10 protein-coding genes are annotated in these 12,842 nt (G+C 71.2%); 1 reads left to right on the top strand and 9 read right to left on the bottom strand.

Annotated features, from left to right (window positions below; genetic code table 11):
- Positions 1–19: 19 nt before the first annotated feature.
- From OG927_RS31300 to OG927_RS31340, 9 genes are all read right to left on the bottom strand, one after another.
- Positions 20–1,021 (bottom strand): SDR family NAD(P)-dependent oxidoreductase, encoded by a 1,002-nt coding sequence (locus OG927_RS31300; RefSeq protein ID WP_056799726.1) that lies wholly within the window; start codon positions 1,019–1,021, stop codon positions 20–22.
- A gap of 93 nt (positions 1,022–1,114) precedes the next feature.
- On the bottom strand, positions 1,115–2,521 hold the full coding sequence (locus OG927_RS31305; RefSeq protein ID WP_330321170.1) for a hypothetical protein: 1,407 nt from the start codon (positions 2,519–2,521) through the stop codon (positions 1,115–1,117).
- On the bottom strand, positions 2,518–4,041 hold the full coding sequence (gene pelF / locus OG927_RS31310; protein ID WP_056799720.1) for a GT4 family glycosyltransferase PelF: 1,524 nt from the start codon (positions 4,039–4,041) through the stop codon (positions 2,518–2,520). The genes OG927_RS31305 and pelF overlap by 4 nt, the downstream gene beginning before the upstream one ends.
- Positions 4,042–4,144: 103 nt before the next feature.
- Entirely contained in the window at positions 4,145–6,280 is a 2,136-nt protein-coding gene (locus OG927_RS31315) for a hypothetical protein (RefSeq protein ID WP_330321171.1), read from the bottom strand.
- A 488-nt stretch (positions 6,281–6,768) separates the two neighbouring features.
- Positions 6,769–7,296, bottom strand: coding sequence for a hypothetical protein (locus OG927_RS31320; RefSeq protein ID WP_056799715.1), 528 nt, complete (start codon positions 7,294–7,296; stop codon positions 6,769–6,771).
- Positions 7,297–7,639: 343 nt separating this feature from the next.
- Positions 7,640–8,074, bottom strand: a complete 435-nt coding sequence (locus OG927_RS31325; RefSeq protein ID WP_056799713.1) for a VOC family protein — start codon at positions 8,072–8,074, stop codon at positions 7,640–7,642.
- Between the two features lie 99 nt (positions 8,075–8,173).
- Positions 8,174–9,490: a cation:proton antiporter gene (locus OG927_RS31330; RefSeq protein WP_063887978.1), complete on the bottom strand. Its 1,317-nt coding sequence runs from the start codon at positions 9,488–9,490 to the stop codon at positions 8,174–8,176.
- Between the two features lie 250 nt (positions 9,491–9,740).
- Positions 9,741–10,523: a hypothetical protein gene (locus OG927_RS31335; RefSeq protein ID WP_330321172.1), complete on the bottom strand. Its 783-nt coding sequence runs from the start codon at positions 10,521–10,523 to the stop codon at positions 9,741–9,743.
- A gap of 1,020 nt (positions 10,524–11,543) precedes the next feature.
- Entirely contained in the window at positions 11,544–12,188 is a 645-nt protein-coding gene (locus tag OG927_RS31340) for a DUF2461 family protein (RefSeq protein ID WP_124280277.1), read from the bottom strand.
- A gap of 394 nt (positions 12,189–12,582) precedes the next feature.
- On the opposite strand from OG927_RS31340, the gene OG927_RS31345 reads away from it, so the two are divergent.
- A complete protein-coding gene (locus tag OG927_RS31345) occupies positions 12,583–12,816 on the top strand; it encodes an MbtH family protein (protein WP_330321173.1) in 234 nt (77 codons plus the stop codon).
- The last annotated feature ends 26 nt before the right edge of the window (positions 12,817–12,842 follow it).

Raw genomic sequence — 12,842 nt, forward strand, 5'->3', positions numbered from 1 at the left:
CTCGACGTGCCCGATGTGGTCAGATGTTGTAGATGCCGGTCTTGTAGCGGGCGAGGTTGGCCGGCTCCCGGAAGAACTCCACGGTGTGCGCGAGGCCCTCCTCCAGGTCGTGCGCCGGACTCCAGCCGGTCGCCGCGCGCAGCCGGTCCGCGTCCGCGACCAGCCGCATCACCTCGGAGTTGGCGGGCCGCAGCCGCTGCGTGTCCTCGCGGACGTCGAGCGCGGTCTCCATCACCTTGCCGATGAGGGTGACCAGGTCACCGACGGAGATCTCGCCGCCGGTCCCGGCGTTGAAGGTGCGGCCCACGACCTGCTCGGCGGGTGCGGAGCCGACCGCCAGGAACGCCTGAGCCGTGTCCTTGACGAAGGTGAAGTCTCGGGTGGGACGCAGGTCGCCCAGGGTTATGGTCCGCTCCCCGGCCGCGACCTGGCCGATGACGGTCGGGATCACGGCACGCATGGACTGCCGCGGCCCGAAGGTGTTGAACGGCCGCAGCGTCACCACCGGGGTGTCGAAACTGGCGTGGTAGCTGTCGGCCAGCCGGTCCCCGCCCGCCTTCGAAGCGGCATAGGGCGACTGGGTGTTGATGGGGTGGTCCTCGGTGATCGGCACGGTCTGCGCGGTGCCGTACGTCTCGCTGGTGGAGGTGTGCACCAGCCGGGGTGTGCCCGCGGCCCGTACCGCCTCCAGCACGTTCAGTGTGCCGGTGACGTTGGTGTCCACGTAGCTGTGGGGCGCCCGGTAGGAGTACGGGATGGCGATGAGGGCGGCCAGGTGGTAGACGCTGTCGGCGCCTTCGACCAGGTGGCGGACGGAGCCGGGGTCCCGGACGTCGCCCAGGACGATCTCGACCTGGTCCAGGACATCGGGGGAGAGGGTCTCCAGCCAGCCGTACGACGAGAAGGAGTTGTACTGCGCCATGGCCCTCACCCGGTGCCCGGAGGCAACGAGCGCCTCGGTGAGGTGGGAACCGATGAAGCCCTCGGCTCCGGTGACGGCGGCGAGCGGTGGGGCGGTCAAGGTGGTGTCCTTCCGGTGGGCGGTGCGGGCCTTGGGCGGCCCGGGACGACGGATGACTGTGCGGGTGGGACGTGTGCGGTCGGTGGAGCGGCGTCAGCCGTGGGCGGCAGGGCGGCCCAGCTGCCGTACGGCCACCGCGGTGAGGCAGAGCACGGCTCCGCCGCAGCACAGCGGCAGCGCCGCGGCGCCCGGTGGGGCGCCGGTCAGCATCACCGCGCCGGCGAACACCGCCGCGGTGAGACACAGGGCCGCCGGCGGCCAAGCGGTGCCGAAGGCCTGCAGCAGCAGGGAGATCCACAGCGCGCCGGCGAGCAGCAGAAGGGTGACGGGATCGGCGCCCACGAGCAGCGCCGCCGGCGCGATCGGGCCGAGGTACACCAGCAGGCAGCCGGCGAGAACGACCGCGGAACGGGCCCGGAACCCCCGGGGTGTCCTCGTGGACCGCAGAGCCGCCACCGACAGCCCGCGGTAGCGGTACAGCAGCCACTCGGCCGGCCCCATGCTCAGGGTCAGCACGATCACCCCCCAGGGATGGTCCCGGCCCGCCAGGAACACCAGTGACCCGGCGGCCAGTCCGAACAGCCCGTACGGCAGCGACGGCCACAGGCCCGGACGTGTGGCACCGGGCGCCGCCGCGGCCGTGCGGGTGTCCCGCAGCGCCCACCCGGCCGCGGCGACCGTGCCGAGGAGAGACAGCAGCGGCAGACCGGCCCGGAGCACCGTCCCCGGTTCCCACCACAGAAGCGCCGCACCGCCGGCGGTGACCGGCACGAGGACCGCCAGCAGGAGCCGCTCACGGCCCAGTACGAGCAGCACACCGGCCGCCGCGAGGTACGCCGACTGGGCCACGACGGCCAGGGCGGTCACGCCCGGACCCGAGAGCGCGGCTCCGGCGGCGGTCGCCGCGGCAGCGCCCAGCGGCGCTCCCTTCGCCAGGGTGCGGCCCGCCTCCAGGCGCCCGCTCGCCAGACGTACGTAGGCCCGGTGGCCCAGTGCCTGGTTCCAGGCCCAGGAGATCAGCCCGGCCACCACCAGGGCCCGCACGGTGCCGTCCGTCGGGAGCAGTCGCCCGGCGAGCGCGTAGGCGAGGCCGGGCAGTGCGAAGAGCAGCCCTCGCACGGCGCAGCGCAGATGGTCCGGCCGCCAGGGATCGGCGGGCCGCGGCGGTTCCGGGAACGTCCGCGGTATGCGCTGGTACAACGCCGTCGCCAGCGAGAACAGGTCGGCGTGCCCGTACTTCTGCTGGATCATCTCGCCGGTGAGGCCCTCGGACTCCAGCAGGGCGGCGACCTCGTAGGGGTGGACCGCGGGCGCGATGCTGTCGGCCAGTTCGGCGGCGAGCCCGTCCACAGCGTCGCGGCGCGCCCCGTGGCCGGGCAGGACCAGGGACGGCGCGTGCCGGCCGGTGACGCGCAGCGCGAGAGTACGGTCGTCGGCGAGGCGCAGGGCCAGAGTGTCCTGCTCCGCGCCGCCCGGCTCCAGCGACATGGGTCCGCTCATCCGGCCGCGCTCCTCACCGGTGACCCGCCCGCCATGGCCGGCGCGCGTTCCTCGGCGGCCGCGGGCGTGCTCCGGCCGCCGGACACCGCCAGCTCCAGGTAGATGGAGCGGAAGGTGTCGATGGTCTGCCGCAGGGTGAACTGCTCGATCACCCTGAGCCGGGCCGCCTCGCCCATCGTCCGGCGCCGCTCGGCGTCGGCCAGCAGCTCCAGCGCCGCGGCGGCCATCGCGGCCGGATCGCGGGGCGGCACCACGAGGCCGGTGTCGCCGACGGCCTCCCGGACGCCGCCCACATCGGTGGAGACGGTCACCCGCCCGCAGGACATGGCCTCGATCAGGGTGAAGGGGAAACCCTCGCTGATACTGGAGAGCATCACGACGTTGCCCGCCGCGTAGGCGTCCTTGATGTCCTCGACCCGTCCCTCGAAGGTGACCGCGTCGGCGTGGCCCAGCTCCGCGGCCAGTGCCTGGCACCGGTCCCGGTACGCCTCCCCGCCGCGCGGCGTGCCGCCGAACAGGCGCAGCCGTGCGGCGGGAACCCGTGCCCGTACGAGGGCGAACGCACGGATCAGGGTCTCCAGGTCCTTGATCGGGTCGACCCGGCCGGCCCAGCTGAGCACGGGGTCGGCCGGTTCGGGGCCGGCGGGCGGGAACGCGGCGGGGTCCACCCCGTTGTAGACCGTCCGGATCGCGTCCGGCGCCGCACCGCCGCGCTCCTCCCAGAGCCGGTTGTAGCGGTTGCCCGGGGTGATCAGGGCGGCCCGCCGGTACGTCTCCTCGGCCAGCAGCCGGAAGAAGCCCAGCACGAGCGCCTTCACGGGCCACCTGTAGGGAGCGGTCCGGTATCCGAGGTAGCGCTCGCGCAGGTAGACGCCGTGCTCGGTGAGCAGCAGCGGCACACCGTGCCGGTCGAGCGCGGCGAGGCCCGGCAGGACCGCCACCCCGCCGCTGACCGCGTGTGCCACACCCCCCTCGGGGAGCGGCGCGGCCAGAGGCCGCAGCGCGTGCTCCAGCAGCGTGGTCGCGGTCACCGCGTCCTGGAGGTTCGGCCGGGCCTCGCGGACCGCGAGCCCGGGCCGGTTCCACAGGGCGGTCAGGATGCCGATGGCCCGGTCCCCGCGCAGGAACGGACTGAGCCGGCCGTCCTCGGCGGCCCGCGCGAGCGCGTACAGGGCAGGGCCGAAGCCGTCCTCGGCGCGCGGGTCGAGCAGTGCGGTCACGAACCGCTCGTAGGACTCGGCGAGCCGCGCGAGGTGGTGCCCGCGCGGGGCGCGCCCCTCCGGGGCGGGACCCCACATGGGGACGGAGACGATGCGGCCGACGTGGGCCGGGACGTCCCAGACGACCGGCTCGCGGCCGGTGCCGGTGACGGCGGTGACGTCGAAGGCGATGTCGGGCATGCCGGTGACGAGTTGGTCGCACCAGACGCTCACACCGCCGTGACTGTGCGGGTAGGTGCCTTCGGTGAGCAGGGTGACACGCGACACGCCGGGGTGTCGCGCGGCGTGGGGAAAGTGCATCAAGGTGCTCCACGGCCGGGGAGTGGGGATGTGCCGGGCCCGGCGGTCGCGGGCCCGGCCCGGCCGCCGCACCGGCGGCCGGGACAGGAAGGACGTACGCCTGTCAGCGCTCCGCGCCGTAGGGGACCTGCTGCTCGACGCCGGCCGGCACGTCGGTCCGGGGTGCGGCGGACGTCGGGGCGGGCGTGCCGCCCGGCTCGACCGCTGCGGCCGGCGCACCGGCGGACGCGGGGAGGTCCAGGGTGTACGGCAGGCCGTCGGCCGAGGCCCAGCCGGAGAGCGAGCCGGCGTAGGCGGCCCCGAAGCCCGTGCCGTCGTGCTGCGTACCGGTGGGCATGGTGGCCGTGAGTGCCACTCCGACAGGCGTCCGCACGGTCACGCGGTCGCCGATCCGGTAGGCGGTGACCTGGTCCGCGTCGAGGGCGGCCCGCCAGAGGGCCCGGCGCTGCATCTCGACGCCGATGTCCTTCATGCGGAGATTCACCACGGGTGTGTCATCGGTGTACAGGGCGTCGTAGGCGCCGAGCACACCGTCGAGCACCGGATAGGCGATGCGGTCCTCGGCGAGGTTCGACTGGTGGATGAAGTGGGGCTTGGGGTCATTGGTGAGGACGTGCGTCAGCGCGATCCGGGTCTCCAGCGGCACGATGTGCTCGGTGTAGCCGGTGGCGGTGTCCAGCGGCGCGGCCAGGCAGGTGGAGGTGGCGGGGTTGTCCTCGCAGATACCGCTGCCGCCCTGGGCGCGGGCCGTGTAGATCCAGTTGTACTCGTCGACCTGTTCGGCGGCCCGCCCGGCGTTGTAGAAGACGTTCATCGGGTAGCGGGAGACGGTCGTGGCGGTGCCGACCTTGCGCTGGACGGGGTCACGTGAGTTGTCCGAGCCCAGCCACTCGATGCCCGTGTCGGCGAGGGCGGGCCCCAAGTTCGGGTTGTCCTCCGGCTGCTGCGGTGTCACCTTCAGGCCGGAGTGCTCCCCGGTGACCAACTCCGAACTCTGGAGCGGGAGTCCGGCCGATTCGCCCCACGCCTCGTTCGTCGCGATCTCGTCGGCGATCTCGTTCCGGCTGACCCACCGGGTGGAGCCGTCCGCGTTCCTCGCGCACGTCCAGGGCACCACGGCGGTGTTCTGCACGCAGCCCAGGAAGCCGTGGGTGTAGGTGTGGTTGATCCATCGGAACTGGTCGCGCTCGGCCACCAGCTTGTCGGCGAGGGAGTCCTGGCCGCCGTTGTCCTCGCGGTGGTCCACCGTGCCGGAGGCGTTGTAGGCGAAGTCGAGGGTGAATTCGCGGCTGTTCTGCCAACTTGTGGCGTGGTCGACATCGGCCGGGACCATGCGGATCGGGTTCGGAGTGCCCTCACCCGGCTGGCAGTCCACGTCGCCGGGCGTGCAGTTGAGTGCCGAGTCCCAGCGGTCGTCGGCGGCGAAGACGTCGTCGACGTGGACCGCGAAGTAGTTGCGGTCGGCGCCGAGGTGCACCCCGCCGGTCATCCACTCCACGATCCCCCGGGCCAGCAGCCGGTACTGCTGCTGGTACCGGTTGTAGACGAAGGTGACGACCAGTTCGCGCCGCCCGTCGTGCCGGTACTCGCCCACCAGGGAGCCCATCGTCGGCCTGCCCGGGATGGCGGCCTGGACGTACGGGACGAAGTCGGCGCCGGCCACCGGCGTCGAGAGGTAGGCGTAGGACTCGCCCACGGTGGGGGAGTTGTCCTCGAACGGGACCGCTCCCTCCAGGTAGCCGAAGGGCCCGGCCCTCCCGGCCTGGGTCACCTCGGCCCGTACCCCGTCGACGCTGCCGGCGTATCCCGTTCCGACCGCCGCGTTGAGCCCCACCTGTGGACGCGCGTAGGTGTAGGCGTCGACCTGTGGGATCGAGTACTTCTGCTCGTACGCCACGAGGGCTGCCATCTCGGCGGATCCCGTCGGGAACGGGTTGTCGTTGGGCAGGACGACGGCCTGGTACTTGGCGCGCGGTCGGCCGTCGACCGTGTCCGCGAGGAAGCCCGGGTCGATCACGTCCCGGCCGGTGTCCGCCAGGTCCACCTCGGTGTACGGCGTTCCGGCGTTCTCCAGTTCGGCGGCGATGGCCTCGGTCGACGGCCCTCCGTCGCTCACGACCAGCACACGCAGATCGACGCGAGGTGCCGGATCGTCCGCCCGGGCCGTGGCCGCCGGCAGTCCGATCGTTGCCATCAGTGTGCCCACTAAGAGCGCGGTGGTGCGAATGGTCCGCTTCATGCGGTGGAAACCCCTCCCCAGGGCAGGGGAGGTCGGGCTCCTGTCGGAGCCTGCCCCACCCCCAATGCCACGCCGTCGCCCCCTGAGACGCCGGTCGTCGACGCATCCGTCGTGTGTCACATAGTGAGGTCTGTGTGGAGCTTTTGTGTGGCTGCTGGGCAACTTGACGGAAAAGCATATGTGTCCATCAATGCGACAAGGCAGTCGTCGTGGGTGCTGGTGGTGCCGCTGATCGCCGGGGGTGGGGCCTGTTGTAGGCCCGTGTGCTGCTGGGGCAGGTGAACTGCGGAACGCGGGCCGCCGGATGTGGCGGAGGTGAGACACCAGTGGTCTCGACCAATGTGCCTGCCGGTGTGGAGCTGGATCAAGTCATTCCGGAGGCGGCATGCCGACGGCGGCCGACATGGAGCACACGTCGGCCGCCGTCTTCGTCCGTGAGGCCCCCGCTCAGCGGGGTCGTGCGCCGCTCGGAGTGCGCAGGGCTTCGGTCACGCGCACAGCACGCGGGTCTCGGGCGTGTGGACCGGCCCGCCGCTGAGGCTGGTGCTGTCGCTGAACTCGGCGTAGAAGTAGGAGTAGAAGCCGATGTTGCCGTTGCAGCCGGAGTCGGCGGCGACCTGCAGGGTCAGCGTGACGGTACGGCTCTGACCGGGCGGGACGGTGGTGCCGTAGTTGCCGCCGAGGTTCGCCGGCCCGGTGCCCGAACACGGGACGGCGCCGGTGCCCGTCGCCAGGCTGCAGCCGGTGAAGCTGTACTTGAGGTCGGGGCGCTGGGTGGTCAGCCAGGTCGGGTCGATGGTCTGGTAGACGAACCAGATGTCGTACGTCTGATTGTTCTTGATCGTCATCGACAGGTTCACTGCACCGCCGGGCGTGGTGGTGGCGGCGTCGGTGCTGAACGATAGCTCGGCCGGGGCCGGGTCGGCAGCGCTCGCGGAGGGCGCCAGGCCGAGGAGGGTGAAGGCGAGAGCGATGATCGTGGCGAGACCGAGGCGTCTCGTGCGAGTGAATCTCATGGGCCGGGAGACTAAGCACGGCCTCGATACGCCGTCTGCACCCTGAGGCACGCCGCGCCCACCCTGCGGCTGGAAGTGGTCAGACGGTGAAGGTGGTGTGCGGCTGCCTGCACACGGTGGCCGCACGGCTGTTTCCGCATGCCACCACGTGAGGTGGTGTGGGTACCGGGAGTGGCCATGTGCCGCCCCGTCGGGAGGCGGTGGCTGTGAGACCAATGGCGAATTCCGGGTGGCTCGCACAGGCATCGCCGTGAGGCCGCCCGTGCCGTGGGGCCCATGCGGGCGCTCGACGTCACGGTGCGGGGTGGGCGACGGACTACCCGTGTGGTCGCCGCGGCCGCGCTCAAGCCGCGGCCGCGGCGACGCAGAACTCGTTGCCCTCCGGGTCGGCCATCACGATGTGGTGCCCCTCGAACTCCTCCAGGACGGCCCCGCCCGCCTTCACCAGCCGCTCGGACTCCGCCCTGATCCGGTCCCACTTCTCACTGTCGCTGCCGTGTCCCGGCACCCGGACGTCGATGTGGAGTCGGTTCTTCGCGGTCTTCGGTTCGGGGACCTCGAGGATGGAGAGCCGGGGCCCCGAGCCGTCGGGGTCGCAGAGCCACGCGCCGCCGTCCGCGGAGTCGTCGTCCGGAAGGTCGAACTGAGCGAGCCACTCCTCGCGGGTTCCGAACGGGGCGGGCGGCGGCTCGTCCGCGTACCCCAGGGTGGTCTTCCAGAACTCGGCGAGGAGCTTCGCGTCCGCGCAATCAAGGGTGAGATCGATTCTTGCTGCCATGGCGGGACCGTACTGCGCTCCTGCGGGGAACCCTGCCAGACTCGCTGTGGCCGACACTTCTGCGGGAGCTGCCGGCCACAGCGGTGCTCAGGCGCGTCGTCAGTGCCGGCCCCGTCGCGGTGGCACGTGGGCCGTGGCCCCGTCGTCCTGCTGTAACGGAACGGGCCCGGGCCCGGCATCGCCTCGGACGCCGGTGCGACCGGCTGACTGCCCAGGGAGGATGACGCGGAGCAGAGGGCCGGTGAGAGCGGTGGTGGTCACGGCCATCACCACCATCAGCGAGTAGAGCTTGTTGTCCAGCACGCCGATCTCCAGGCCCACTCCGAGGACCACCAGCTCGGTGAGTCCACGGGTGTTCAGCAGGGCTCCGAGGGCCGCCGACTGGCGGCCGTCGAGACCACCCATCCGTGCTCCGGCGTAGGCGCCGAGGAACTTCCCGCCGATCGCCACGGCCATGATCGCGGCGAGTTCGCCGAGGTCCGACACGCTCAGCCGGGAGAGGTCGACCTTGAGCCCGGACAGCACGAAGTACACGGGCAGGAGGAGCAGCCCGCACAAGGGCTCGATGCGATCCATCACGCCGTCGCGCAGCTTCCCCTGCGTGCCGCGCGGCATCACGGCGCCGAACAGGAACGCTCCGAAGACGTAGTGCATGCCCAGCCACTCCGTGCAGGCCGCCGAGAGCAGCAGCCCGCCCAGGACCAGAGCCACGAAGTTCCGCCCGGCAGCGGGCCCGCCCGGCTCCCGGGGGCCCAGCACGCTCGCCCGGCGAAGCAGGGGACGGACGACGGTGACCATCAGCACGACGTAGGGGACCAGCAGCGCCAGCCGCCATTCGAGCTGTCCGCCCGTGGCGACTGCGACGACGACGGCGAGCAGGGCCCAGGCCATCACGTCCGCGATCGCCGCGCAGGCCAGTGCGGTGGTCCCGAGCTTGGTCGCCGCCAGTCCGCGGTCGGCGATGATCCGGGCCAGTACGGGGAAGGCCGTCACGGCCATGGCCACCGCGAAGAACAGCACGAACCCGATGGGCTCGCCCTGGTGGTGCGAGGGCATCAACGGCCAGGCCAGGGCGGCGCCGAGAGCGAGCGGCAGCAGCGTCGAGCACAGCGACGTCGAGAGTGTGGCCCGTCCCCTGCCGCGGAGCAGACCGACATCCAGTTCCATGCCGACGAGGAACATGAAGAGCGCCACGCCCACTGCGGCGAGTGCGCCGAGCAGGGACCGTATGTCGTCGGGGAAGAGCGTCCTGGAGAGCTCCTCGCCCAGCAGCGTGGGTCCCAGCATCACGCCGGCCAGGATCTCGCCGATGACCGCGGGCTGCCCGAACCTGCGGGCCAGTGCGCCCATCGCACGTGCCAGACCGAGTATGAGAGCCAGGTCGAGGAGGAGATACACCGTCTGCGAGGCGGTCATGAGCGTCCGCCTGTCCCGGTGGGCCGGCGGACGGCTTCCACGAAGGAGCGACACGTGGCCGATCGGCGGGGCGCTGTTTCCGGAAGGTCGGACCGGCTGAGCACGACGGGACTCCCTGAGGGTCGTACCGGGCTTCGGGTGGGTCGTGACCTCGCGTCACGGAGCGGGCCGTGTCGGCACGCTGGTACGGGCGGGCGGCTCCGCCGCCGTACCCGCTCCGGGCGGCGCCTGCCGGACGCCTCCTCGTGTGTCAGTGGGAGGTGCCGCTCTCCAGGCGAAAGGCGAGGTCGAGCCAGGCCGCGGCACAGGACCGGGCCAGCCGACTCACGCTCACGGCGCAGTGGGCGGGCACCTGTTCGAGCGCGACCGGGATCTCGCCCGGAATCACCGTGCTGGAGCCGAGCCAGCGCAGCAGAGCCCTGCCGGACTCGGTGTAGCGCAGGGACGGGTCCTGGCGCAGGCGCTGGAGGACCTCCTGCATCCCTTGGCCTTCCTGCGCCTCCGGCACCCCCTGTGCCTCCTCAGTGACCGCATGGCCGGGGACACGTGGTGGCATGGCAGTGGGTGAGGGGTCGGCCGGCGGGGTGGGAGCGAACCCGAGGGCCTTCTCGCGCACGCTGTCGGGCAGTGGGTCCTTGCCCTGGCTGATCCGTTCCCTGACGTCGTGCGCGGTGCCGACCGAGATGCCGGCCTCGCTGGCGATCTCCCGCAGTGAGGCCTCCGGCCGGAGGGCGATGACCCGGCTCGCCGCCAGACGGCCGTTCGCCGTGTTCACGGGCCGACGCCTGCCGTCCTGGCCGATGCGGACGTCGGAGGACGAGGAGGCGCCCATCTCGACCCGCAGGCTCGCCACTGTCTTGGTGGCGAGCCCGGCGATCGTCGCGATGGCCCGGTCGGACAACTGCGGGTGTGTACGGAACATACGCTCCGCGGCGGCCCGCCGGTCGGCACGGGTCAGGGGCAGGCCGTGCTGGACGTTGAGCCTGACGGAATGCAGGAACGCCTGGTCGGAATCACCGTCGTAGAACTGCACGCGCACGTGTTCCTGGCCTTTGAGGCGCGCGGCCAGCAGGCGATGCATTCCATCGATGACCCGTAGGGAATTGCGGTCCACCAGCAGAGGCGGAAGGCTTTCGAGGACATCGACCAGGGCTTGCACATGGTCCTCGTCCAGGCCCGCTGTCCTAGGGGAATCGGCAGGAAGAAGGACACTCGTGGCGACGAGTTCGACATGACCTGTCGGTGGTTCCTTCTTATCCGGCAGAGTGGAACGGGGCAAATCCATCCGGCCGGCCGTGTATTCCTCGAGTGAGGATATGCGCCGTGGGGACGCGGAGTGCGCGTTGAACATCTACGGTCCGTTCCGTCAGTCGAGTATCGGTGGGGGATCGATACGGGCAACTACAGGGGACGCGCTGGTCAGAAATGGGAAACACCTTGGGGACAAGGGTGTTCTGCGATGTGGGAAGTGCCGTGTGGAACCGGGAAGCGGGAGTAATATCCGCGTCTGGTGGTGGAGGAGGGGAGGGAGGGGCGTCTGAAGCGGGCTCAGACTAACAAGGCTCCATGGGGGCTGCAACGGTTCCCCACCAGCTGGTTATTTATGGCGAGTTGACGCCCATTTGTCAGGGCCGGGAGTAGGCTTTTCCGGGGGCCATCCGGCGGAAGGCGGCCTCGGTGCGCGTAACGCGCGCGATCGCCGTGACGTCCTGTGCTCGAACCCCGCACTCACGCGCTCGTCACCCTCGTCCATGTGAGCAGGCGCGACACCCTGGCTCGGATCGGCATGGACTCCGCATATGCGCCGGTCCTGCCCATTTCGCCGGTGCTGCCGCCCCCTGGGGCGCCGCCGGGCCGCAGTACCCGACCCGGCGTGACCGGTGAGCTCCTGGCCGACGGCAGGCCACGGACCGCGAGCCCGACGGCAGGCCCCGGACCGTGAGCCCGAGGCAGACGCCGGACCGCGAGCCCGACCGGGGCCGTGGGAGGCGTTGCCCGCCGGATGTCCTCCTTCGTGCAGGCCCCCGCCTCCTGTGGCTGTGCGCCGCGCACGTCATGCGTGGGCGCGAGCGGATGCCGCCACATGGTGGCTCAGCCAGGAGAGCAGGGGGGCCAGCTCCTCTGCGGCATCGACCACCTGGTCGACGGCGGCGGGGGTGAGCGCGACGTCGTCCCCGGCCGGCGGCGCAGCGGCCAGTAGTGAGCGGTGCCGCAACAGCCGGGCTCGGGGATGATCGGCGGGCAGACCGCTCGGCATGCGTTTCATCAGGTCGCCGGTGAGCCCGTATCCCCGTGCCCCCAAGCTGCCCGTCAGGGCGGCGAGCCGGGCGCCGCTGCTCTCGGCGACCACCGCTGCCCGGTAGCGCGGGACCTGCCCCGGGTCCGGGTAGTGCCAACCTGCCTTGAGGTGCAGGCCGTCGAGGTCGAAGCGGAGCCCGATCTCGACCTGGCGGGCGATCCGGATCACCGCACCCTGGTGCTGCCACCACCAGGACTCCTTGCGGAAACCCCAGACGGAGAAGTCGTCGAGGGCGGGGACCGCGTCGGCCACGTCGTTCAGCAGCGCGATCATGGGTTGCCGGACGTGGAGTTCCCTCTCCTTGCGGAGGCTCTCGCGCAACTGGCGCGGAGGATCTCCCTCCAGCCGCAGCAGTACATCGAACGCCTGTTCCGTCCATCCGTTGAAGGCTCCGGTCATCCGCGGATCCTAACGGCCGGTCCGCGCCGAGGCCGTCGCCACCCGACCGCGTCCGGCCCGGAGGGCCGGCCGCCGTGTGACGTCCGCTCGAAGAGATCGGCGCCTTGATGTTTACCGGGTGCCCGGGTAACCCTGTGTCGGCGCGTTCCGGATGTTCGTCACCGGTCCTGTTCGACTGAGGACATCACCCGGTTGAACACCGCCTTTACTTGAGCGGGACCTCGATTGTCCGATGTACCCGGCCGATGTCGCGGGGTGTGGCCCCGGAGTTCGTGCCCAAGCACTTTGGAATTCTGCTGTCCCATCCGCACGCCCAGAACGACTGATCGAGTCGTCACCGCGTGTCGGCGTAATGCCGCTATCAGTTCGCAGGCGCCCAGGCACTGGAGGAACCGTGAGCGAGGGTGTGTCGCACAAGAGTCAGGACGAGCTCTATTTCGTCGTCCGCAACCACGAGGAGCAGTATTCGATCTGGCGCAGCGACAAGCAGGTGCCGGAAGGCTGGGAAACGCAGGGAGGGCCCGCCGGCAAGGAGGAATGTCTGAGTCGGATCGAGGAGCTCTGGACCGACATGCGCCCGGCGAGCTTGCGCGCTGCCATGGCCGCCACCGAGAACGGGAATTCCTGATTTCCCCCTCTCCTGTTGAGTGTTTC

This window comes from Streptomyces clavifer (assembly GCF_036345975.1).
Classification (GTDB): Bacteria; Actinomycetota; Actinomycetes; order Streptomycetales; family Streptomycetaceae; genus Streptomyces; species Streptomyces clavifer.

Coding starts and splice junctions, on each gene's coding strand:
- OG927_RS31305 (WP_330321170.1), bottom strand. CDS start 2,521: ATGAGCGGACCCATGTCGCTGGAGCCGGGCGGCGCGGAGCAGGACACT.
- pelF (WP_056799720.1), bottom strand. CDS start 4,041: ATGCACTTTCCCCACGCCGCGCGACACCCCGGCGTGTCGCGTGTCACC.
- OG927_RS31315 (WP_330321171.1), bottom strand. CDS start 6,280: ATGAAGCGGACCATTCGCACCACCGCGCTCTTAGTGGGCACACTGATG.
- OG927_RS31320 (WP_056799715.1), bottom strand. CDS start 7,296: ATGAGATTCACTCGCACGAGACGCCTCGGTCTCGCCACGATCATCGCT.
- OG927_RS31325 (WP_056799713.1), bottom strand. CDS start 8,074: ATGGCAGCAAGAATCGATCTCACCCTTGATTGCGCGGACGCGAAGCTC.
- OG927_RS31330 (WP_063887978.1), bottom strand. CDS start 9,490: ATGACCGCCTCGCAGACGGTGTATCTCCTCCTCGACCTGGCTCTCATA.
- OG927_RS31340 (WP_124280277.1), bottom strand. CDS start 12,188: ATGACCGGAGCCTTCAACGGATGGACGGAACAGGCGTTCGATGTACTG.